Here is a 23,127-nt window from a genome sequence, read left to right as displayed (position 1 = left end):
CTGAGCGTCAGCGCAGCTCGTCGACGGGGAACGGTCGGTCGCCCGTCTGGTACTGGGGTTCTTCCGGCGGGGGCAGCAGTATCTCCTCGTCATCGGGCGGCGACAATTCTTCTTCCTCCGGCGGATTGGGATCTTCCTCGTATTCCGGCACCGGCGGCGGCGCCCCTTCGGGCTGGATGTCGCCGCCTTCTTCAAAGATGTCCGGCTCTTCCTCGCTGGTAATGGCGGCACGGGGCGCGCCGGGGAAGGTCGCCGCCGTGCTGATCTTGCCCGTTTCCAGCGCGGTCTTGAAAAAGTCGCCCACCACCAGGATGGCATTGTGCCCGCCCTGGCCCCAGTAGCTGCTGCGCATGGCAACCCGGTTGTCATTAAAGCCCACCCAGGACCCGGCCACCAGTTGCGGATGCATCATGATGAACCAGCCGTCGGTATTGTTCTGGGTAGTGCCGGTCTTGCCGGCAACGTCAGCGGAAATGCCGAAACGATAGCGGATCGCCGTGCCCGTCCCCCGGTTGATCACCCCGCGCATCATGTCGATCAGCATGACTGCCGAGTCGCTCGACATGGCCCGTTCCACGGTGGCGTCGCCAAATTCGGCAATGACCTTGCCGTCGCGGTCGGTGATGCGTTTGACGAACACGGGCTTGCGGTATTCTCCCAGCGCCGCGATGGTGGAATAGGCACTGACCATTTCCAGCAGCGTGACCGGGCTCGTGCCCAGCGCCAGCGAGGGCACCGATGCCAGGGTGCTGTCGCGCACGCCCAGGTCGCGCGCCAGCTTGACAATCCCGGGCAGTCCCACATCCTGCATGACCTGGGCCGTGATGGTGTTCTTGGACAAGACCAGCCCTTCGCGCAGCGTCATGTCGGCGCCGGTGGAGCCGCTCATATCGGTCGGGCGCCAGATCTTGCCATCGCCGGCCTTGATGTTGGTCACTTCGTCGCGGTACAGCTTGTCGGCCGACAAGCCTTGCTCCAGGGCCGCGCCATACACGATGGGCTTGAAGGTCGAGCCCGGCTGACGCTGGGCCTGGGCCACGTGGTCATACTGGTCCTTCTGGAAATCGCGGCTGCCGACCCAGGCCCGTACTTCCCCGCTGGCCGGGTCGAGCGCAACGAAGCCCGTTTCCAGGCGCGTCTTGGTCTTGCGCAGCTGGGCCATGAAGGCGCGGTCCGCGCGCAGGGTCTTGAGCGCCGTGGCCGCCGGGGTGCCTGCGTCGACAGCGGCCTTGTATTGCGCGCTCTCGCGGACAAAGGCATTGACCAGGCCCGTCTTGGAGCGCCAGAAATATTCAAACGGCCGCACACTGCCGTGCATGGCGGCGTAGGCCCCGGCCGAGGACGAGGTGGCCAGGCCGGCCCGGCCCCACTCCACATCGGCCACCATCTGCAGCTGGGCTGCCTGGCGCTCGACGGCGCGCAGGGCCGCCGTCTGCAGGGCATGGTCGAGCGTGGTGTGGACCACCAGGCCGTCAAGCTGCAGGTTGTAATCGTTTTCGTCGGCCCACTGGATCAGCCACTTGCGCACGTGGGCCGTGAAATGGGTATCGGACCCGGTGCGCTCGGGCAGGCGCGAGAAATTGAGCTTGAGGGGACGCTTGACCAGGGCTGCATGGCGCTTCTTGTCGAGCACGCCGTGCTTGAGCATCTGGCCCAGCACCACATTGCGGCGCTGCACGCTGCGTTCGGGATTGCTGACGGGATTGTAGTAGCTGGTGCCCTTGAGCATGCCGACCAGGGTCGCGCTTTCCAGGATGTCGAGCTTGGCGGAAGACTTGTCGAAATAGGTGCGCGCCGCCGTTTCAATGCCAAAGGTGTTGTACAGGAAGGGCACGGTATTGAGATAGGCTTCCAGGATCTCCGTCTTGGTGAAGGTGGCCTCGATCTTGACTGCCGTGATCATTTCCTTGAGTTTGCGGTTGATGCTGCGCGAGCGGCCAATCTCTTCCGGGAACATATTGCGCGCCAGCTGCTGGGTAATGGTGGAACCGCCCTGGGCGTCGCCGGCCAGGCTGTACGCAACCGAGGCCAGGGTGCGCTTGAAGTCAATGCCATTGTGATCGTAAAAGCGGTGGTCTTCCGTTGCCACCAGGGCTGCCAGCACGTGCGGTGAAATCTGGTCCAGCTTGACCGTCTCGTGCAAGCCCTGGTCGAAACTGGCCAGCTGGCGGCCATCGGCCGAGAGCAGCACCGATGCCTTGGCCCCGCGCGCCTGCTTGAGGTCGCGAATGCCGGGCGTCAAGGGAATCAGGATCAGCGCATACAGGATCAGTAGCGCCACCAGCAGGGCCCCGCCCCACAGGACCACGAACAGGGCGCGCTGCAGGGGCGCGCGCGCCATGAGCGAAGCGCGCAGCTGTTCGTAGCGCTGCCCAAGGAAGTGCCCCGCATGGCGATATACCTGGCGCGCGCGGCCGGCCGGCTTGGTGTCTTGATCCACTATTGTTGCCTTGTCTTGAAGTGATTAATCCTGCGGGCAAGTATATCCGAGGCCTTGGTCCTTGACGAATTGCATCGTTTCTCCCGTACGCGAGGGTGGGATGCAGTCCTACGCCGTTACTGCAGGTGCGCCTACTGAACAGCGCCACGAGTTGGCCTACTATGAAGTCCTGCCATGAAACAGCAAGGGACACCGGTCCCAATGTTTCTAGCGTGTCCAGCGACTCTAGCGTGACCCATACAACAACAGGAGCAATCATGCGAACCTCATCTACCACTACCCGCAACACCCCTAAAACCATGCCTGAAGGAAAAGAGGGCATCGATGCGATCGAGCTGCTGACGGAAGATCATGACAACGTCAAGGCCATGTTTGAAAAATTTGAAAGCCTGGGTGACCGCGCCACCGTCAGCAAGAAAAAACTGGCCACGGAAATCTGCATGGAGCTGACCAAGCACGCCACGGCCGAAGAAGAAATCTTCTATCCGGCCGTGCGCGAAGCGGGCAAGGACAAGGAAGACCTGGTCGACGAAGCCACGGTCGAACACGCCTCTGCCAAGGACTTGATCGCCCAGATCATGGAAATGGACGCCAGCGAAGACCTGTTTGACGCCAAGGTCAAGGTGCTGTCCGAGATGATCGAGCACCACGTCAAGGAAGAGGAAGAGGAAATGTTCCCGAAAGCGCGTAAGGCGGGCCTGGACATGGCCATGCTGGGCCAGCAGATTGCCGAGCGCAAGGCGCAAATCACCATGTAATGCACCACGCCGCGCCCCTGGGGCGCGTGCTGCCAGCCGCCCGGCATGCGCCCGGCGGCTTTTTCACGTCGGTCTGGCTAGCGGAATTTCTTATCGTGCTTCTTGCGCGCCGCCGCGTTCTGGGCATGCAGGATGGCATCGACCCGCTCCGACGCCGCGCGGGCCAATTCCTGCGCCAGTTCCCCGCTGGGAAAATACTCGGGCAGCCGATAGGACAGCCAGGCGTAGGCCGAATACAGGCGGCAGGTGTCTTCCACCTCTTGCAGGTTGGCCCATTTCAGCCCCCCGCCCTGCTCGCCATGCTCGGCGTGCAGGCGCGACACCTTTTTCTTGGCCAGCGCATGCGCCCATTGTTCCCAGGCGCGCTGCAGCGCGGGCACCTTGGTCGAGACCGGTACCAGCGAGAGCATGAACTTTTCATTCACCGACAATGGCAGCATGTCGAGCCACAGGGCGCGCTCGGATTGCTCCTCCGTGATGCGCGGGTAGAAAAAGCCGTCGGGCACGTCGATATTGTGCATGAAACGCTTGAGCAGCTTGGACAGGGAGGTCTCGCCCGTGACCGAGGCAATCCGGTTCAAGTGTTCGAGCGAGGGCGCGACCGAAAACCCGGTGGCCGACAGGGGCGGGATTTTCTCCTTGAGCAAGGCGCGCATCACTTCATGGGTATCGTCATCGTAGCCGGCCACCAGGCCCTCTTCATGCACCCCATAACGCCCTGCCCGCCCGGCGATCTGGCGCGCCAGCGAGGCTGAAATTTCTTCTTCTTCGACCCCGTTGAACTTGACGGTGGTGGTCATGACGATGCGGGCAATCGGCATGTTCAAGCCCATGGCCAGGGCGTCGGTGGCCACCACCACGTCGGCCGAACCGTCGCGAAAGCGCTCGGCCTGGGCGCGCCGCACTTCCGGCGCCAGGTTGCCATACACGGTGGCCACCGACAGGCCCATCTCGGTGATCATGTCGCGCCACATCAGCACTTCGCGCCGGGAAAAGGCAATCACGGCGTCGCCGCGCTGCAGCTTGCGCAGCTTGCGCACCGCCGTCTTTTCCATCGACAAGGGGCCCATGCGCTTGTGCAGATGCACCTCCAGCGGCACTTCCAGCCGCTCGGCCAGCGCCTCGATGGCGCGCCGCGCTTCCGGCGCCCCCACCAGGTACACCACCCTGGCCGGCGCCCCGCACACGGCCGCCGTCCACGCCGCGCCGCGGTCGCGGTCGGCCAGCATCTGGATTTCATCGATCACGGCCACATCCACCGGCGTGGTGGTATTGAGCATTTCCACCGTGCTGGCCACGTGGGTGCCTCCCTCGACCATGCGCCTTTCCTCGCCCGTGACCAGGCTGACCTTGATCGGCTCGCCGTCGGGGCGCGCTTGCTGCAGCCGCTCGTAGTTTTCCAGGGCCAGCAGGCGCAGCGGCGCCAGGTAGACGCCCGTGTCCGCCCTGGCCAGCGCCTCCATGGCGCGATGGGTCTTGCCGGAATTGGTCGGGCCCAGCAGGGCAATGAAGCGGCGCGCCATGCGCCGTGCCACGTGAAAGGAATCGGGATACTCGGCCAGGTTGATGCTTTCCTTGGTGCGGGCCGCATGCCGCTCCTCCTGCTCGCGCTCGACCGCATGGACCAGGCGCTGTTCGATGCGCTCAAATACATGGGCGGCCGGCTCCGACGTTTCCAGCTCCGCCAGCTGGCTCAAAAACAGCACCGGGTCCATGTTGTGCTCTTCGCAGCGGGCCGAGATATCGTCCACAAAGGCGGCCACGCTCGCATTCAGGGCGGCTGCGGCGGCCGGCGTGACCCGCTCCAGCAGCAGGCTGCGCCGCGCGTCGCGCTCCAGTTTGCGCCACTTGCTCGGCTTGGCCAGCACGCCCTGGGCCGGGACCAGGTCGTACGGCACCACCAGCCCGCCCGCCTCCACTTCGCCGGCCAGGCGCACAAAGACGCGCCCTTCCATCTTGACCAGGCGCGCGCCAAGGCGTTCCAGGGCCAGTTCCTGCAGCAGGGTGTCGTCATCGCCCTGGGTGTCGATCGTGTCGCTCATATGGTGTGTGTGAATATGGATGACGCAACTATAACGCGCAGTGGCGCCGCCTGCCCTCACCGCAGCCCGTTCAGGGCGTGGCGGCCGGCTCCGGTTCGGCAGCCAGGGCCCGGTCGACATAGGCATTGAAGCGCTCGTGCGCAAACGCCTGGTCGGCCGCGCGCTGGAAGCGCTCGAGCAGCGCCGTGGGCGTGCCGGGGGCAAAGGCGCCCTGCAGGCTCAGGCCGCGCGTGGGGAGGGTGAGGATCTTGAGCTTCATGCCGGTGCGGGCGGCGAAGTACTGGGGCGTGTAGTGGTTGGAAAAATAGGCCGCCTCGATGCGCCCCAGGCGCAGCTTTTCCAGGTTGGCCGGGGTCCAGTCCACGCTGCCGATGCGGTCGAGCTTGATGCGCTTGTCGAGCATGAACGAGGGCAAGGCGCCGGCCTGCACCCAGCCCACCGTCATGCCGGCCAAATCGGCTGGCGAGGCAATCTGATCGAGCCGATGGCCGGGCAACACGGCCAGGCAGGGATGAAAGCGAATGTAGACTTCGCCGGCAAAGCGGATGCGGGCCTTGTCGCGCTTGCTGGTGCGCAGCATGATGGGGGTGAACATGACGCGCCCGCTGATCAGGCTTTGTTCGAGCCGGGCCACGGTGGTCGGCCGCTCCCAGCGAAAGCGCACGCCCATGCGGGGAGCGATCTCGCGGTCGAAGAATTCGATCAGGGCCCCCTCGGGCCCGTCAGGACCGGCCATCACATAAGGCGCCACGGTAAACACGCCCACGCTGATGATGTCCGGCGCCGTGGCAGGCGTCAAGGCGGCCCCCGCGGCAGCGCAGGGCATGCCCAGAACGCATGCTGTCATGAACCCAGTGGCGCGGAGACAATGGCGTGCAAGCGGCGGCATGATGCCCTTCTGAAGGCGTTATTCGGGTGGATAAATCTTAGCACAGTGCATGGAACAATCTTGTCGCGGCGGGGTCAAACGGACTGGAAAACCGTAGGAGAGAGCATGGCATGGCCTGCGCACAACGGGGAAATGGCAGGGCGCATCCGCGCCCATGACTGGTCCGCCACCAGCCTTGGCTCGTTGTCAGGCTGGTCCCATAGCCTCAAGGCGGCCGTTGACATGGTGCTGCAAATGACCATGCCCGCCATCCTCTCCTGGGGCAAGGAAGATATCCTCATCAGCAATGATGCCTGCACCCGCGTTGACAGCCTGGGCAAATCGACGCCCTTCGCCTGCCGGCTGCGTGACTGCGCCCCGGGCAACCCCAACTTCTTTCCCCACATGCGCATGGCGCGCCAGCGCGGGATCGGCTCCACCTGTGTCGACCAGCCGTTCTGGGTCAAGCGCGATGGCGGCGAGGGGCCAGCCTGGTTCACCCTCAACTACTCGCCCCTGCACGATGAGCATGGGCAGGTAGCGGGGGCACTGGCCATCTTTTTCGATACCACCAGCCGGGTCCTGACCGAACGGGCCCTGCGCGACAGCGAGCAGCAGCTGTCGGCCATCTTTGCCCATGCCCACGTGGGCCTGTCGCTCATTTCGCTGGAGGGGGCCTTCCTGCGCGTAAATGAAGAGCTGTGCCGCATGCTCGGGCGCAGCCGCGACGCGCTGCTGGCCTGCGGCATAGCCGAGGTCACCCATCCGGACGATTTGCCCAATACCTTGTTCAACGTGGGGCAATTGCTGGCCACGGGTGTGCCGCGCTCGCTGGACAAGCGCTATGTGCGTCCCGACGGCACCGTGGTATCGGCCAACAGCAGCATCACGCGCCTGCAGCGCGGCCCCCAGGGCGGGCACGTGATCCTGGCCGTCACGGTCGACCTGACCGAGCGGCGGCGGGCCCAGGATGCGCTGGCGGCCAGCGAAGCGCGCTTTCGCGCGCTGGCCGAAGCATCGTCGGCACTGATCTGGCAGCTTGACGAGCATGGCCACGCCATTTACTTCAACCCGCGCCACGAAACGCTGCTCGGCACGCCGCCGTCCGACCTGCTCGGCACGGGTTGGGCCTGGGTCATCCATCCCCAGGACCGGGCGCCGACCCTGCATGCCATCCGCATGGCCATTGAAACCCACCAGTTTGTACAGCGGCGCATGCGGGTGCGCTTTGCCGATGGCCAGTGGCACTGGATGGAAGCGCAGACCGCGCCCTGGTTCAAGCCCGACGGCAGCTATGCCGGCCACGTGGGCATTGCCGTCGACATTGACGAAGCCATCCGCGCCCAGCAGGAGCTGGCGTTCAGCAATGAGCGTCTCAAGCTGGCCATTGAAGGCTCGGGCGACGGGATCTGGGATTGGGACCTGGTGGCCCGCAACGTGGTGTATTCCGAGCGCGCGCGGGAAATTTTCCATCTGGACCAGGACAATCCGGAAGACCCGGCCACCTTTCTCGACCACTGCGTGCACCCGGAAGACCGCGAGAGCATCCGGGCCGAACTGCGGGCCTGCCTGTCTGGCCAAAAAAGGTCGTTTCGCAGTGAATTTCGGGTCGCCACCGACGACGCCCCCGACAGCTGGCGCTGGGTCATGACGCGCGCCACGGTGGTGGGCAGTGTGGACGGGCGCAATACGCCGCAGCGCATGATCGGCACGGTGACCGACATAGCTGAAAAGCGCCGCTCGGAAGAAATTGTCTGGCGCCATGCCAATCATGACTTGCTGACCGGCCTGCCCAACCGGCGCCTGTTCCGCGACCGGCTGGACCTGGAAATTCGCAAATCCCAGCGCAGCGGGCTGCCCCTGGCCCTGCTGTTCATTGACCTTGACCGCTTCAAGGAAGCCAACGACCTGCTTGGCCACACCATCGGCGACCAGGTGCTGGTGGAGGCGGCGCGCCGCATTTGCGGCTGCGTGCGCTCGTCCGATACGGTGGCGCGCCTGGGGGGCGATGAATTCACGGCCATCCTGGCCGAGCTGGACGGGGCACCCCACGTGGATGTCGTGGCCGAGAAAATCAATGCCGCCCTCGGTGAACCGTTCTACCTCGGCAACGAAGTGGTCTACCTGTCGGCCAGCATCGGTGTGACCCTGTACCCGGCCGATGCAGCTGATGCGGAAAACCTGATCCGCAACGCCGACCAGGCCATGTATGCCGTCAAGAACGAGGGGCGCAACCACTTCAGCTATTTCACGCCCTCCATGCAGCACGAGGCCAACGAGCGCCTGCGCCTGATCAGCGACTTGCGGGTGGCGCTGGCCACGGGCCAGCTGCAGGTGCACTACCAGCCGATCATCGACCTGGCCACGGGCAAGGTGAGCAAGGCAGAAGCGCTGCTGCGCTGGGAGCATCCCGTGCTGGGCATGATTGAGCCGGTGCGCTTTATCGGCTTTGCCGAAGAGACGGGGCTCATCAGCGAAATTGGCGACTGGGTATTTCGCGAGGCGGCGTGGTGCGCGCGGGAATGGGGCCGGCGCCTCGGTACGCCATTTACGGTCAGCATCAACAAGTCGCCCGTGCAATTCATTTCACGCTTGAACGAAGTCAGTTGGCCTGACTACCTGGCCGAACTGGGATTGACGGGAACCAGCGTATCGGTGGAAATCACGGAGGGCGTGCTGCTCGATGCCTCGCCCATTGTGTCGGCCAAGCTCTTGCAATACCATGATGCCGGCATCAAGGTGGCCATCGACGACTTTGGCACTGGCTATTCGTCCATTGCCTACTTGAAAAAGTTCGCGGTCGACTTTCTCAAGATCGATCAATCCTTTGTGCGCGACATTGGCGGCAATGGGGGCGACCGGGCCATTGTGCGCTCCATCATTGCCATGGCCCACGAACTTGGCCTGCAAGTCATTGCCGAAGGCATTGAGACAGTCGAGCAAAAGGAATGGCTGATCGAAGGCCAGTGCGACTTTGGCCAGGGCTTCCTGTTTTCCCGGGCGGTCCCGGCCAGCGAATTCGAGCGGCTGCTGTGTGCTGAACTCTGATCAGGCGGCCGCCGGAAGGACGCCCCGTACGGTCAGGGACAGGAGGAAATCATTGAGCACGTCGCCACTGGGGCCGGGTACGCTCATGTGGGGACAATGCCCGACGTTGGGAATGATCTGCAAGGTGCTGTCGGGCAGGTGCGCGTTCAGGTACTGCCCTACTTCGATGGGCGCAATCATGTCGTCGGTACATTGCAAGATCAGGGTGGGGATGCGGCATCGGGCCACGTCCTGGCGGTGGTCGGCAGTGAAGACGACGCGGCCCAGATGGCGCATGATGTCGGGATGGTTGCGGTCGAAACGGCTTGCAAGCTCGGCTTGCAGGGCGGGCTGCCCGGGCGCGCCCATGATCAGGGGCGCCACTTTGGCGGTGAATTCACCGAGGTGCCGGTTCATGAGCGCGAGCAGGCCGTCGATATCTTCGGGGTTGAAGCCGCCCACATAGTCGCCATCGTTCATGAAGCACGGCGAGGGGCTGACCATGACCTGTCCGGCGAAGCGTTCCGGCTGCGCCACGGCGGCAAGCATGGCAATGGTGGAACCCACCGAGTGTCCCACCAGGACCACGTCGCCCTTGGCGTAGCGCTCCACCACTTCGAGGAGATCGGAGACGTGGCCGTGCAAGGTTGCGTACTTGTCGAAGTCGTAAGCGGCCAGGTCGGATCCGCCGCAGCCGGTCAGATCGTACAGCACAACCCGGAAGCGCTGCTCGAAGTGCGGAACCAGGAAGCGCCACATGGTGTAGTCGCAGCCGAAACCGTGGATGAACACCAGGGTCGCGGGACCGGTCCCCGCACAATGCACGTTATTTCGCCGAAGAACCTTCATCGTCTAACCGATCATAACGTTTCTTTTTTGGAATCCTACGCAGGAATTGTAGACTCATGATGGCCTGTTCGACACAATTTTCGGCGAAAAAACTTACACGCTACGATTCCATTGTTGTGGTTTTGTCTTTGAAAGATGAGGGCCGCAAGTCATTGGCCCGCGAAGGATGATTATCGGGGCCGCTGGCTTCGGGGCCGCTGATTCTGGATAGCTAGTTCGTGCTGACTGGGGCTGGATCGCTAATTCATGCTCTTTGTTTCCGGATCGCTGGTCTAAATCGCCGGGTCCGGATCGCTGGTCTTGATCGCCGGGTCCGGATCGCTGGTCTTGATCCCCGGTCTTTATCGCTGGTCTGGATCGCTGGTCCTGTCGATGGTCTCTGAGTCGTTGATTCCTGGATCGCTCATTCTCGGCGTCGCTGATCCTGGGGAGCGTGCCGGGGGCGCCAGATCTCTCCCTTGTTCTCGGGCGCTGCTCATGCCGCTGGCCCGGTGTCGCAAACGCGTGGGACGAATGTTCCGCTATCGCTGCTGAAATCTGCTATTGGTAAGCAGGCAACTGAGAGCACGCTATCCATCAAGAACGGCGGGACTCGGCACAACTGGTTTGAGAAATCGCAGTTCCTTGATTCGCCGGCCGGTCAGCCGAGGGGTCGCTGGAAAGGTGTAGCTGAGACGCTGGCTTTTTCATTGTCGGGCCAAAGAAAAATCGCGGATAAAGCCTTTTTCAAATAACTGTTCATCGCGACATGTAGCCCGTCCATCGCCGGTCTCGCGGCCCAGACCTGCCCGCGCGAGCGCGTCCGCCACCGCCGCTGCCGCACGACAGATCAGGCTGATCATCCCGTACTACATCATCGCGGTAGAGGATGGCGCGCAGCGAGGCGCCATGGACCGCACCGGGGTAACGGTAAGGCGGGTTCCCTATGGGGAGTCCGGGAGGGAACGGAGGAACGCACGATCCTGAATCATCTGAATCATCTGGATCGGAGCAAGGGCTAGCGGCGGTGTCGAGGGCGTCAGAGCTGGCGGGGCGAATCCGCTCCGCGGGACGGGTGCCCGGCTCTGTGGAGCTGCTGTTCCTGCCATGGCCAAGATGATTGTTGCGTCCCGCGAGAGCGGGCGTGTCAGGGGAACATCCTGCGGTCGAGGTGGGAGCAGCGCTTGGGGAATCAGCTTGATTGAACACCATGAGGAAGTATTTGGCCGGGTCAAGTTCTTCCTCGATCAGGCCGGGACGATTCTCGCAAAGTGCTGCATCGGCTTGATCGTCCCGTGGATCGCGCGGTCGTAAGCTGTGTAGTGAGTCGCCTCGTAAGTCAGCGCCTAGGTCACGCCGCGCGTCGGGCCGAGCATCCGGTCGAAAATCAGGTCGAAAATCAGGTCGAAAATCAGGTCGAGAATCAAGTCGAGGGTCAAGTCGAGAGTTGAGTCCAGAGCTTAGCCCCGCGTTACATTCTTCGTCCAGGTTCTCGACGCCAGGAGCCTTAGCGACCTGTTTGCCATTAGCGCAATCTTCGACAATTTCGGAAGCAAGCGGCTCCCCCTTGCCCATCGTGCCGCCCCCTTCGTCTGCTGCAACAGCCGCCGACTCTGCCTCCCCCACTGCCTGGGCGACCGGACCGTCGCAAGGAATGAGCTCATGGTTCCTTGCCACAGGAGCGCGTTCCCGCTGCGCCTGCAATCTATAGTGGTTCATATCATTATGGCTTGCCACATCCACCCCTCGCGGGTGGCGCCCGGTGGGTACGCGCCGCAGAATGAGGCGGCGCGTGTCGGCAAGGTGCCAACGGAAATCGCCCGGACTGCGCAGCCATAGCTCGCGCCACGCATTGCGAACCGTGCCCGTGATATGCAGCAGTAACTGGCGTGGCGAATAGGCACGGCCGTTATAGACAAGTGCGTCTCCGCGCACGTCGGCATAGTATGTTTCGCGTTTGTACTGGAAACGTACACGCGTCCCCTCCGGCAAAAACAAGCTCTTCCACTGATAGCCGCGCGTCTCCGCCTGCGCGACATCGGTATCCTCGCGCGCAATCTTTTCGATCCACGCCTGGAAGGCATCTTCAACCACCCACTCCGGTTTGCGATGGTCGCCGCGCGCCCGTTGCAAGCGCATGACGGCAGCGCGGGTCTTCGATGTGAGATTCAACTGCTTGGTCTCGAACATGCTCGTCTCCTCGCGTCATGGGGCGTCGCGTTGTTACCTCACTGGTTTGACAGGAAGTTCGCCAACCGGTTCCCCTGCTTCGGATCGAATCAGGAGAGCCAGAAGCGAAAGCGGATTCAGGCTAAGAGTGTATGGCAGCGCCAGGCAACATCGCTGCCAGGGTATGTGAAATTGGCCACGGAGAAATTGGCTCAGTACAAGTAACGGCACGAGCATAAACGAGACCAAGGAGCGGTAAATCCTTAACACACCCCGCCTGGGACAGTGATGAGTAGAAAGAAGCGCACGAATGGCAAGCGTTGACCCGACCTGCCAGCCGCCATTTTGGCCGCAGAACGGCATGCACCAAAGAACCGAACCGCCGCCCGTTTGATTCACGTCGATCCCAAGGCGCGGCGGGAACGGTTCATCAGTAATTGACCGGGGGAAAAAACGAGCAAAAACGAGCCCAGGGAGCGGTGGATCTCTAGGACATCGAAGCTGGCCTGTTAATCTGGCGAAAGTAGATAACGCGCGGCAAGCGAACGGCGCTCGCCCTGCCTGCAGGACTTGCTGGCCGCTTCATTTCATCTCGCAAAACCCGCGCACAGCAGCATGACGTAGCTGACTTCGCGTTTGCGTCGGTCCCCGTCCGTGTGGCTTGGACGCATGATCGACGAGTGTCTGGTGTCAGGCAGTCTGGTGCGAGGCGTCGGGTGCTCCGGACACTTCGGCGCACATCATGAGGTGACCAGCTGCCTACACACTCGCCATGTCAGCCCCCCTGTTTCAATCCGTTTAGTGCAAGGCGTCGCCTTCGTCACTCCGACGTCTACCTGCACGCTCGTCACCGTACACCGCTGGCCGACGCTGAGCTGTTTTCGTGCGCGTTGAGCCGAAGCCTAACGCCTGGAAAGCAAGGGCGGACTGCATGCCCTGTCTCCGCACACTTCCTGTCAGTGGCGTACCGATGCCAACTTCGCTATACGCATGTACCCCAGCCAACTAACAGCACAAGGTACAAAGCCAACCTGTAGCGTATTCACCGCAACCATATGCAAAATGTCATGCTGATTGCGGTGCGGACGCAGCCACGTGCTTAAAATCGGCCATGCCGGCTACGCCTGAAATCCCATGGCGCCACGGGGTCGCTGTCGCCCCATACTCCCCGGCGATGGGCCTGGGCCGCCATCTCGGCATCACTGTAGTTAGCGTCCCTGGCATAGCGCCGGTACATCCAAGCCATGCCGCGGGCGATCTGCTCGCGGTTCACGTCCAGGCCATTGACCGCCACCTTGCACAGCGAGCGGCCATAGCGGTCGCGCCCCACCACATCGATCATGGCACTGCGGCCGAACGCCAGCGCGGCCAGCGAGGCCTTGGATGCCTGGCCGTACGCCTGCTTTTTTTCGGGCGCATCGATGCCGTACAGGCGGCATTTGACGCGCTCGCGCCCCTTCCCCAGCGCAGTGAGCGTGTCACCGTCGGACACACCAACCACCCGGTAGGCGGAGGCGGCATGCGCATTCAATACGAAGCAAGCCGCCACCATCATTCCCGCCAAGCTCACAATCATCTTCACCGAAACTCCTGATTCAACATTCGGTGGTGATTGTCGTTCGCAACACCAACTTCCACAAGACAAATCTTGGCATCCTGCATGAAACGATTGCGCGCGGCCCGACCTCGCAACCTCCACCCGCAGGGGGCAGAGGCAACGAATCAGCAAGACAAAGGCGCTAGCCAGTTCCTGTTACTGGTAGCTGGCGCTGACGCTCAGATTTGAAAACGTCGAGTAGGCATACACACCCACGTAATAGCGCCCTGCGGCAGGGGCACTCAGGGTGCAGCTTTCCACGCTGGTAGGGCCATCGGACTTGCAGTTGTAGGTAGAGCCGGTCGGGGTCGCACCCAGGCGGGCAAACAGATCGGCGTCGCCGTTGGCACCACTGACGGTGAAGCGCACCTGCGAGTAGCCTGCCGGCACGTCGATCGTGTAGTACTTCCAGCTGCCGGTGGCGGCGCCCTGCCCGCCCAGCGCCGCGCCATTGGCCAGCTGCGGATAGGTACTGCCGATGGCGCCGGTGAGGGTACCCTGCATGCCATAGAATCCCAGCGAGGAATAGTTGGAAAAGCCATTGGCCGGCGTGCCTTCTGCGCCGCCGCGGATGACCAGGCGATAGTTCCCTGCCGGAAGCGACAGATTGCTGAACTGAGCCGAACGGTTCACGGCCAGATTGCTGCGCGCCACCACTGCATTGGCCGCATTGTAGATCGTCGCCTCCACATCGAGCATGCGCAGGTATTCCAGCGGATCGACCCGCAGGTTCAACGTGCTGGTGCCGGTGGTGGAAAAGGTAAAGGTATCGGCGTCGCCGGTGCGCTCGATCTGGCCAAAGTTGCGCGTGGGGCTGATGGCGCCGCCGGCATCGAACAGCATGGCGCGCGAGGTGGGAATATCGTCGGCCACGTAGGGCACCGCTTCTTCCACGGTCATGATGCGCAGGTCGTCTTCAAAGTTGCTGGCCGTGCTGTACTCGCCCCGGCTCCACGTAAACAGCTGGTTGGCCCAGCTGCCGCCCATCCAGTAGTTGCCCATGATGGGACCCCACTGGTAAGCGGCAATGCCTTCAAAGTATTCGCCGCCACTGCCGCCGCGGTCATGGTTCATGCCCATCTGGTGGCCCACTTCGTGGGCGCCCGTCATGCCGATGCCATAGCCATAGTCGAATCCCGACGATGGATTGCGGAACAGGGTGCCCGCGGCCGTGGTTCCGAACGAATGCAGCGGCGCATACGAGCGGCCGTCTCCATTGATAAAATTGATAATGCCAGTGCGCATGACGTTGGCACTGCGCGCCGCGTCGTACACGGCGCGGCTGGTCGTGACGTTCATGTTCAACATCGAGTACTGGTCGGCTACCGCCTGCCAGGCGCGGAACATGTTTTCCTTGGTCACGCCATTAAGCGGCGTGCTGCCGCTCATCACGGCCGATATGTTCAGGTAAAACACGTAAGGGCTGCCGGGCTTGCTTTGCAGCTGCGTCACGTCTTCATTCTGGTAGCGCCCGATGTGGCGCGCCTGGCGCAGGGCCATGGGGCTGTACACCGGGTGCGAAACCGAGGCCATCATGGCCTGGGTGCGGGTGTCACGAAAATCGGGATCAAAATCGGGCACGATCTTCTTGATGTCCACTTCCGTCAGCCACACCTTGCCCTGCCGGTCGCTCGTGTATTCGAACGCTTGCATGCTGTCGTATTTCAGCAGATAGCCGTAAACTTTTTTCCGGTTGCCTTTCAGGACAAACAGCGAGTTGGGCGTGTCAATGGCCGTACCGGTCATCGACACCGCTCCGTCTTTTTCAAAATAATCGCGCAGCGTGGCGCCCACTGTCTTGCCGCTCATCGATTGCACAAACATGCTGCGGCTATTGGCATGCTGGTTGGCAAAGCCTTTGAGCACGGTGTCGACCGAGCCGATCTGTACCGGCGCGGATTTGGCCGCCACCAGCGCGGCTGCGGGGGGTGCGGATGACTGCGCAAGCGCATGGCTGGCAAAGCCCGCAGCGAGCATAACAAGCAAAGTTTTCGAAGATGACATTCTGTTTCCGTTTGGTCTTGTAGGGAACTTTTTCCGGTTCCCCGCGCACAGGGAGCATGTCGGCGTTCCATTTCCGAACTAGAAACATTAACATGGAAACAATGTCACGTATGTACTCAAAAAGGCACAGTTTTGGTGCAAAGGAGACAAATTGGCACGTCGCCCGCCACAAAATGCCACCGATGCGGTCAGCGCCCGGCGCCCAGCAAGGCTTCAAAGCCTGGCACGTCCCTTGCCTCGGAATACAGAAAGCCCTGGGCAAAGTCGCAGCCTGCAGCCTTGAGCCAGTCACGCTGCTCGGGCGTTTCCACCCCTTCCGCAATCACCTCCAGGCCCAGCCGGTGCGCCATGAGCACGATGGTTTCGGCAAACACGCGGCTTTCCACGCTTTCCATCATGTCGCGCACGAACGATTTGTCGATCTTGAGAAAGTCCACCTTGAACTTTTTCAGGTAGGCCATGGAGGAGTAACCAATCCCGAAGTCATCAATGGTGAGCTTGACGCCGGCATCGTGCATTTGCCTGAGCTTGGCGCGCACGCCCGGCGAGTCGCTCAGCATGACCCCTTCCGTGATTTCGACCGCCACGGTGCTGCCGGCTTGCAACAGCCGTGCAAGATCGTCGCTCTGGCCCGGTCCGGTGCGTACCATGAAGTCACTGGGCGACTTGTTGACACTGACCTGGAACGGCGTCCCCAGCATGGCGCTCCAGGCATGCGCCCGCCCCAGCGCCTGCTCCAGCACCCAGGCATCGATGGCGCCGATCAAGCCAGACTCCTCTGCCAGGCCGATGAACGCGTCAGGCAGCACCAGCCCGCATTCCGGATGCTGCCAGCGCACCAGCGCTTCAGCCTTGACGATGGCGCCCGTTGCCATGCTGACGATGGGCTGGTAATGCACCCGCAACTGCTCATCGGCAACCGCGTGGCGCAGCTGGTGCAGCACGCACTGGCGCGCCCATGCCGAATCGCGCATGGTCTGCGTAAAAAAGCTGTGGCCGTTGCGGCCGCTTTTTTTGGCTGCGAACATGGCCTGGTCGGCATTGCGGATCAAGTCTTCCGGACCGCTGCCGTCGTCTGGAAACAGGGCCACGCCGATGCTCCCGGAAATATTGGCCTGGTGGCCATCGATCTCGAAGGGCTGCGCCAGTGCCCTGAGAATGTCCTGCACCAGGGCATCGATATAACTCACCTTGCCCACCTCGGTCAGGATCACGGTAAATTCGTCGCCGCCCAGGCGCGCCACCGTGTCGCTCACGCGCACCTGGCCGCTGATGCGGCGCGCCGCTTCCTGCAATACCTTGTCGCCGGCCTGGTGGCCAAACCGGTCGTTGACTTCCTTGAAGCCGTCCAGGTCGATATACAGCACGGCGATCTTGCGCCCGGTGCGCCCCGCGTGCCGCACTTCCTGCTCCAGCCGGTCGCGAAACAGCATACGGTTAGGCAGGTCGGTGAGCGAGTCGTAGTAGGCATAGCGCAAGATCTTGTCTTCCGATGCCTTCAGTTCCGAAATGTTGCGCGCTGTGACCGTCACCGACGCAACTTCCCCGTTCTGATTGATGACTGGCATGAGGACGTAGCGATAGGTGACGGCAGGACCAGGCTGGGCCGAACAGCGGATTTCGCCGCGCACCGGCGCCTGCGACGTCAGTGCCTGCGCCAGGTCGCGCTCCAGCGACGCCGCCAGCGCCGGGCACAGTTCGCCCAGCTGCTTGCCCACGGCTTGCTCCGCCTCACGGGCGAACAGTTGCGCCAAGGTCTTGTTGAGATAGGTGAACCGGCCTTCCGGGCTGAGAATGCATTGCAAGTCCGGCGACGATGACAGCAGCGTGTCGAACTGGCGCATCGCTTCGGCCTTATCGAGCGCGTAGCGCTCCATGGAGCCGGTGAGGGCTTCGTCGATGGCTTCATTGAAGCGCACCGTGTCGTCCAGCGGCATGTACGCGGCCTGGCCATTGGCCTTGGCCCACAGGTGCAGCACACTGGCACGCAAGGCGCGGAACTCCGACAAGGTTTCGTCAAACGTGAAGCCGCTGGCCACGCGCGCTGCACCGTGTTGCGCGGCCTGGCTCTCGAGCCCCGTGCGCGCCCCCCTGCCCTGCGCTTTGTCGTGCTGCTCCTCGACGGTTTCGGCGTTGTCTAGGTCGTCGGCGATGGTGCGCAGCATGCCACCGGCATGGTCGCGCAGGGCGGCCGCATCCACATGGCGGCCCGAGGCCAGGCTCCGGGCAAAATCATCCCACGCCGTCAGGATGGCGTCGAGATTACCGCGGATAAACGCGGATAGCCGTTGTGTCGTGCCCTGCTCAGCATGGTCCATGGAAACGCCCCGGAGATTGTCCATATGACCAGCCTGTTCGCGTCAAAGTTCCCGTGGTGCGCAGCCGACATCGCCGTGGCGTCATTGCTTTACATGCAATCAGGTCCTACACTGCTGCTTTGCCTGCCGCCCAATTTCCATTCCCATGCCTACCCGCCTTTCACCTTTTGTTGCGCTGGCCGTCAGTGCGCTCCTTGCCTTGACCGTGCCCACGGCGCGCGCCGCCCCTGCCGACGACATCCGCAGCCTGGCCGCCGGGGCGCGCCAGGCTGCGCCGCGTGCCGAGCGTCCATATGACGAACGCGACTGGCTGGAACGCTTTTACGCGCCCCGCGCGTTTACCCCTGTGTGGCTGGAACACGGCCCCGCCAGGGCCGCGGCCGCCGTTGCCCTGCTGCAGGGCGCCGACAGCCAGGGCCTGGCCCCGTCCGATTATCAGGCCGCCGTGCTGGAACAGCGCCTGCGCGCCGCCACGCCGGACGATGCCAGCTTCGATGTCGCCCTTACCCGGGCCATGCTGCACTTCCTGGCCGATCTGCGGGTCGGCCGGGTGCGCTCGGAATACCATACGGCCGGCGCCGATCCGCGCCTGAAACAGTTCGATCCGGTCGAGCAGCTGCGCCAGGCCATTGCCCAGGACAACTTGACCACGGCAGGCGCGCGCGCCGAACCGCGCATTGCGCTGTATCAGTTCATCAAGCAGGCCCTGGCGGCCTACCGGGCCCTGGCAAGGCAGCCCGCCATCACCCTGACCCCGCTCGACAAGGGAGCCCGGGTGGACAGTGGCGATGCGTACGCCGAGGCGCACTTGCTGCGCGCGCAGCTGCAGCGCCTGGGCGACCTGGGCCACGCTGCCCCGGCCGGGCCGGACACCGTCTACAGCGCCGAGCTGGCCGCGGCCGTCAAGCGCTTCCAGGCACGCCATGGCTTGCTCGACGACGGCGTGCTCGGGCGCGACACCATCGGCGCCCTGAATACGCCCCTGGCCACGCGCGTGCGCCAGCTCGAGCTGACGCTGGAGCGCCTGCGCTGGCTGCCCGATTTTTCCGCCGGTCCCGTGGTGGCCGTCAACTTGCCGGCCTACCGGCTGTGGGCGATCAGCAATGGCGTCACGGGCGGCCCGCCACCGCTGGAAATGCGGGTCATCGTCGGCACCGCCGTCAAGACCCAGACCCCGCTGTTCGTGGGCCATATGCGCTACCTGGAATTTAACCCCTACTGGAACGTCCCGCCCAGCATCGCGCGCGGCGAACTGCTTCCCAAGATGGCCAGCAACAGCCAGTACCTGGTGCAAAACAATATGGAGCTCGTGCCCGTGAAGGGAGGCGCCCCCACCCAGCACATCGACGCGGCAACGCTGGCCGCTGCGCGCAGCGGCGCCTATCGCATCCGCCAGCGCCCAGGGCCCATCAATGCCCTGGGCGCCGTCAAGTTTGCCATGCCCAACCCGGACAATATCTACCTGCACTCGACCTCGGCGCGCGAGCTGTTCAAGCGTACCCGGCGCGACCTGAGCCATGGCTGTATCCGGGTGGAACAGCCGCATGCGCTGGCCAAATTCGTCCTGGCCGACAAGCCCGAATGGACGGAACAGGCCATCGCCCATGCCATGACGCCTGGCACCCCGAGCAAGACGGTCAGCCTCAAGACCACCATTCCCGTGGTGCTGTTCTATGCCACCGCGATTGCCGGCCGCGACGGCCAGGCCATTTTCTCGCCCGACATCTACCGGCGCGATGCGCAGCTTGAACAGGCCCTCACGCGGCGCCAGCCTCAGTAGGGCGACAACACTAGATTCCCCATGCAAACAAGGAAGCGATTCCAGACCTTGAGTATTTGGCTATAATCTCTCGATTCAACTTCAGGGATGTGCCATGCATGCGATGAGTACCACCGAAATATTCCTCATTGCGATGTTGCTCATTTTCACGGTTCCCTACCTGATCTGGCGCGTGGGCCGCACCGATTATTACGCGCCGCTGGTGGTGGTGCAGATCATCACCGGCATCCTGCTTGGCCCCGGCGTCATGGGCGCGGCCTTTCCCGAGTATTACAGCTTCGTGTTCAATCCCGCCGTCATCCAGACCCTCAATGGCATTGCCTGGTGGGCAGTGATGATCTTTGTCATGATCGCAGGCATCGAACTCGATCTGGTGTCGGCCTGGGAACACCGCCGCGAAACCCTGGTCACTTCCTCGCTGGCCCTGGGCGTGCCGCTGGCCAGCGGCTGCCTGGCCGCCATGGGCATGTTGCTCTACAGCGGGTGGATCGGCCCCCAGGCCCAGACCTGGCAATTCATCCTGGGCATCGGCATGGCCTGCGCCGTGACCGCACTGCCCATCCTGATTTTGCTGATGGAAAAGCTAGACGTGCTGCGCCAGCCCATTGGCCAGCGCATCCTGCGCTACGCAAGCCTGGACGATATTGCCATCTGGGGCGTACTGGCGCTGATCTTGCTGGACTGGACGCGCGTGGGACGCCAGGGCGCCTTCCTGCTCGTGTTCATCGTGGCCGCCTGGGCATTCAGAAAGCTGATGGTCAGGATGCAGGAACCGGACCGCTGGTTCGCGGCACTGATCTGGCTTGCCATCTGCGGCCTGGCCGCCGACTGGGCCGGCCTGCACTACATGGTCGGCGCCTTCCTGGCCGGTGCCGTCATGGATGCTCACTGGTTCGACCAGAAAAAGATGGACTTGCTGCGCCACCACGTGCTGCTGACCATCATGCCCGTGTTCTTCCTCAGTACCGGTCTGCGCACCAACTGGTCCGTGGGCGGCAGCGCCGTGTTCCTGGCCGCCGCCGTCCTGCTGGTCGCCTCGGTCGCCGGCAAACTGGCGGCCGCCCACATGGCTGGCCGCATCCTCGGGTGGCAAAAGGGCGAGGCATCGATCATCGGCTGGCTGTTGCAGACCAAGGCCCTCATCATGATCATCTTTTGCAATATTTTGCTCGACAAAGAGATCATTACCAGCGACACCTTCACCGCCCTGCTGCTGATGGCCATCGGCAGCACCATGCTGACCGTGCCGCTGGTCTATCCCAAGCTCCAGCGCATGCAGGAACTCATTTTCAGGAAGACATAGCGCCAGCGCGATGCTTGACTTTTTGCTAGCATGTGGGAGCTGCATGGGCATGGCCGCATGCACATCGTGCAACCCGACCGGACACTGCCATCATGCCCACGCACTATAACCTGCCACTGGTGGTTGCGGCCATCCTGAGCGCGATCGCCGCCCTGCTCCATGTGGGGATCATCGTCGGCGGCGCGCCCTGGTACCGCTTTTTCGGCGCCGGCGACAGCATGGCCAGGGCCGATGCCGCAGGCCGGGTCTACCCGGCCGTGGTGACGGCGTTCATTGCACTGGTCCTGGCCACCTGGTCGGCGTATGCCCTGGCCGGGGCGGGCGTGATTGCGCCCCTGCCGCAGCTCAAGGCGGCGCTGGTCGGGATCACCGCCGTCTACCTGCTGCGCGGCCTGGCCGTGGTGCCGCTGCTGCTGTTCGCCCGGCACCAGGCCACGCCCTTCCTGGTGTGGAGTTCCCTCATCTGCATCGGCCTTGGCGCCGTGCACCTGGCCGGCCTGGCCCAGGTGTGGCACGCCGTGTAGCCAGCGCCCGTCAGGCGGCGCCGTGCAGGAAGTCGCGGTACCACTGGCCGCTCAGCTTCAGGGTGCGCCGCTGGGTGGCAAAATCCACGTAGGCCAGGCCAAAGCGGCGCAGGTAGCCTTCCGACCATTCGAAGTTGTCGAGCAGGCTCCAGGCGAAGTACCCCTTGACCGGCACCCCCTGTTCCTGCGCCGTGCGCACGGCCTGCAGATGGCGCACCAGGTAATGCCGGCGCGCGTGGTCCTCGATGCTGCCATCGGCCTGCACCACATCATCATACGACGAGCCATTCTCCGTCACATACATTTCGCCCGGCTGGTAGTCGCGCGCAATGCGCAGCAGCAGGTCGGTCATGCCCTGCGGCGCCACTTCCCAGCCAAAGTCGGTGCGCTCGCGTCCTTCCGGATGGATCACACGGGTGGCCAGAAAGCCACCGGCCGGATCGTGCCGCACCACTTCGGGAAAATAATAGTTCACGCCCAAAAAGTCGGTCGGCACGGCGATCGCTTCCACGTCGCCCGGCTGCATGACGGGGGCAGCGTCGCCCATCAATGCCAGCGTGTCGGCCGGAAAACCGCGGCCATACAAGGGGTCGAGAAACCAGCGGTTGCGAAAGGCGTCATGGCGCGCCACTGCTTCCAGGTCCTGCGGCGTGTCGCTGGCGGGCATGACCGGATGCAGGCTCAGGGCAATACCGACCCTGGCCCCGGGCACGTTGGCGCGGATCACCGGTACCGCCAGCCCGTGCGAGAGCAGCACATGGTGGCACACCTGCAGCGCCGTGGGCAGGCTCTTGAGGCCCGGGGCATGCATGCCGTCGAAGTTGCCGTGAATCGCCGTGCACCATGGCTCGTTATGCGTGATCCAGTGCTTGACGCGGCTGCCCAGGCGGCGCGTCACCACATCGGCGTAGTGGACAAAGGCAGCCACGGTGTCGCGGCTGCTCCAGCCGCCCGCATCCTGCAGGTATTGCGGCAAGTCCCAGTGGTACAAGGTCACCCACGGCACCAGCCCGCGTGCGAGCACCCCGTCAATCAAGTCCGAATAGAACTGCAGGCCCTCCTCGTTGGGCGCCGCCCCCGGCGCGCTCATTATGCGCGGCCAGGAAATGGAAAAGCGGTAGGCGTTCAAGCCCATTGCCTTGCCCAGGTCCATGTCCTCCGGCCAGCGGTGATAATGGTCGCACGCGACCTTGCCATCGGAGCCGTCCCGGATCACGCCGGGCTGCTCGCAAAAGGTATCCCAGATCGACGGCACCCGTCCGCCTGCCTGCGCGCCTCCTTCGATCTGAAATGACGACGTGGAACAGCCCCACTGGAAGCCGGGGCCAAAGTCGGCGCGGGACAAGGGAGTGCGAAGAGCGGATGGGTAATTGGTCATGGGCGCGTCATCAAGGGTGGAAGTTGCCTGCCACTAAATTGGAATCGCTTCCACTTTACCACAAAAAAAACCGCCCATGCATGGCCGAGGG

At 63.3% G+C, this 23,127-nt stretch carries 14 protein-coding genes; 5 read left to right on the top strand and 9 right to left on the bottom strand.

What is annotated here, in order from left to right:
- Positions 1-7 precede the first annotated feature (7 nt).
- On the bottom strand, positions 8-2,440 hold the full coding sequence (locus KY495_RS18965; protein ID WP_374040964.1) for a penicillin-binding protein 1A: 2,433 nt from the start codon (positions 2,438-2,440) through the stop codon (positions 8-10).
- Positions 2,441-2,697: 257 nt separating this feature from the next.
- Here KY495_RS18965 and KY495_RS18960 point away from each other — a divergent pair, with 257 nt between their 5' ends.
- Positions 2,698-3,198: a hemerythrin domain-containing protein gene (locus tag KY495_RS18960; protein WP_219880896.1), complete on the top strand. Its 501-nt coding sequence runs from the start codon at positions 2,698-2,700 to the stop codon at positions 3,196-3,198.
- A 77-nt stretch (positions 3,199-3,275) separates the two neighbouring features.
- Here KY495_RS18960 and KY495_RS18955 read toward each other — a convergent pair whose 3' ends face one another.
- The gene (locus tag KY495_RS18955) at positions 3,276-5,240 is read right to left on the bottom strand and encodes a helicase-related protein (RefSeq protein WP_219880895.1); all 1,965 of its coding nucleotides are present in this window, start codon (positions 5,238-5,240) and stop codon (positions 3,276-3,278) included.
- A 70-nt stretch (positions 5,241-5,310) separates the two neighbouring features.
- On the bottom strand, positions 5,311-6,087 hold the full coding sequence (locus KY495_RS18950; RefSeq protein WP_219880894.1) for an ABC transporter substrate-binding protein: 777 nt from the start codon (positions 6,085-6,087) through the stop codon (positions 5,311-5,313).
- Between the two features lie 147 nt (positions 6,088-6,234).
- Here KY495_RS18950 and KY495_RS18945 point away from each other — a divergent pair, with 147 nt between their 5' ends.
- On the top strand, positions 6,235-9,156 hold the full coding sequence (locus KY495_RS18945) for a GGDEF and EAL domain-containing protein (RefSeq protein WP_219880893.1): 2,922 nt from the start codon (positions 6,235-6,237) through the stop codon (positions 9,154-9,156).
- On the opposite strand, the gene KY495_RS18940 is transcribed toward KY495_RS18945, so the two are convergent.
- From KY495_RS18940 to KY495_RS18920, 5 genes are all read right to left on the bottom strand, one after another.
- Positions 9,157-9,960 (bottom strand): alpha/beta hydrolase, encoded by an 804-nt coding sequence (locus KY495_RS18940; protein WP_307728199.1) that lies wholly within the window; start codon positions 9,958-9,960, stop codon positions 9,157-9,159.
- A gap of 762 nt (positions 9,961-10,722) precedes the next feature.
- Entirely contained in the window at positions 10,723-12,153 is a 1,431-nt protein-coding gene (locus KY495_RS18935) for a hypothetical protein (protein ID WP_219884412.1), read from the bottom strand.
- Between the two features lie 1,078 nt (positions 12,154-13,231).
- A complete protein-coding gene (locus KY495_RS18930; protein ID WP_229518365.1) occupies positions 13,232-13,708 on the bottom strand; it encodes a thermonuclease family protein in 477 nt (158 codons plus the stop codon).
- A 177-nt stretch (positions 13,709-13,885) separates the two neighbouring features.
- Entirely contained in the window at positions 13,886-15,733 is a 1,848-nt protein-coding gene (locus KY495_RS18925; protein WP_219880891.1) for a pre-peptidase C-terminal domain-containing protein, read from the bottom strand.
- A gap of 188 nt (positions 15,734-15,921) precedes the next feature.
- Positions 15,922-18,075, bottom strand: coding sequence for a bifunctional diguanylate cyclase/phosphodiesterase (locus tag KY495_RS18920; RefSeq protein ID WP_219880890.1), 2,154 nt, complete (start codon positions 18,073-18,075; stop codon positions 15,922-15,924).
- Between the two features lie 121 nt (positions 18,076-18,196).
- Between KY495_RS18920 and KY495_RS18915 the strand changes: the two genes are divergently transcribed.
- From KY495_RS18915 to KY495_RS18905, 3 genes are all read left to right on the top strand, one after another.
- On the top strand, positions 18,197-19,831 hold the full coding sequence (locus tag KY495_RS18915; RefSeq protein WP_219880889.1) for a murein L,D-transpeptidase: 1,635 nt from the start codon (positions 18,197-18,199) through the stop codon (positions 19,829-19,831).
- A gap of 94 nt (positions 19,832-19,925) precedes the next feature.
- Positions 19,926-21,134, top strand: coding sequence for a cation:proton antiporter (locus tag KY495_RS18910; RefSeq protein WP_219880888.1), 1,209 nt, complete (start codon positions 19,926-19,928; stop codon positions 21,132-21,134).
- Positions 21,135-21,226: 92 nt separating this feature from the next.
- Positions 21,227-21,658: a hypothetical protein gene (locus tag KY495_RS18905; RefSeq protein ID WP_219880887.1), complete on the top strand. Its 432-nt coding sequence runs from the start codon at positions 21,227-21,229 to the stop codon at positions 21,656-21,658.
- Positions 21,659-21,668: 10 nt separating this feature from the next.
- Here the strand turns inward: KY495_RS18905 and KY495_RS18900 are convergent, their stop codons facing one another.
- Positions 21,669-23,036 (bottom strand): GH1 family beta-glucosidase, encoded by a 1,368-nt coding sequence (locus KY495_RS18900; protein WP_219880886.1) that lies wholly within the window; start codon positions 23,034-23,036, stop codon positions 21,669-21,671.
- Positions 23,037-23,127 lie beyond the last annotated feature (91 nt).

The organism is Massilia sp. PAMC28688 (assembly GCF_019443445.1).
In the GTDB taxonomy this organism is placed as follows: domain Bacteria; phylum Pseudomonadota; class Gammaproteobacteria; order Burkholderiales; family Burkholderiaceae_D; genus Telluria_A.
Note: the sequence above shows the minus strand (reverse complement) of the source record. Positions and strands in the feature narration are given on the sequence as shown.

Bases quoted from the DNA above. Each gene is read 5' to 3' on its own strand.
- KY495_RS18900 (WP_219880886.1), bottom strand. From the start codon at position 23,036: ATGACCAATTACCCATCCGCTCTTCGCACTCCCTTGTCCCGCGCCGAC.
- KY495_RS18925 (WP_219880891.1), bottom strand. From the start codon at position 15,733: ATGTCATCTTCGAAAACTTTGCTTGTTATGCTCGCTGCGGGCTTTGCC.
- KY495_RS18930 (WP_229518365.1), bottom strand. From the start codon at position 13,708: ATGATTGTGAGCTTGGCGGGAATGATGGTGGCGGCTTGCTTCGTATTG.
- KY495_RS18945 (WP_219880893.1), top strand. From the start codon at position 6,235: ATGGCATGGCCTGCGCACAACGGGGAAATGGCAGGGCGCATCCGCGCC.
- KY495_RS18905 (WP_219880887.1), top strand. From the start codon at position 21,227: ATGCCCACGCACTATAACCTGCCACTGGTGGTTGCGGCCATCCTGAGC.
- KY495_RS18910 (WP_219880888.1), top strand. From the start codon at position 19,926: ATGCATGCGATGAGTACCACCGAAATATTCCTCATTGCGATGTTGCTC.
- KY495_RS18960 (WP_219880896.1), top strand. From the start codon at position 2,698: ATGCGAACCTCATCTACCACTACCCGCAACACCCCTAAAACCATGCCT.
- KY495_RS18915 (WP_219880889.1), top strand. From the start codon at position 18,197: ATGCCTACCCGCCTTTCACCTTTTGTTGCGCTGGCCGTCAGTGCGCTC.
- KY495_RS18935 (WP_219884412.1), bottom strand. From the start codon at position 12,153: ATGTTCGAGACCAAGCAGTTGAATCTCACATCGAAGACCCGCGCTGCC.
- KY495_RS18950 (WP_219880894.1), bottom strand. From the start codon at position 6,087: ATGACAGCATGCGTTCTGGGCATGCCCTGCGCTGCCGCGGGGGCCGCC.
- KY495_RS18920 (WP_219880890.1), bottom strand. From the start codon at position 18,075: ATGGACAATCTCCGGGGCGTTTCCATGGACCATGCTGAGCAGGGCACG.
- KY495_RS18955 (WP_219880895.1), bottom strand. From the start codon at position 5,240: ATGAGCGACACGATCGACACCCAGGGCGATGACGACACCCTGCTGCAG.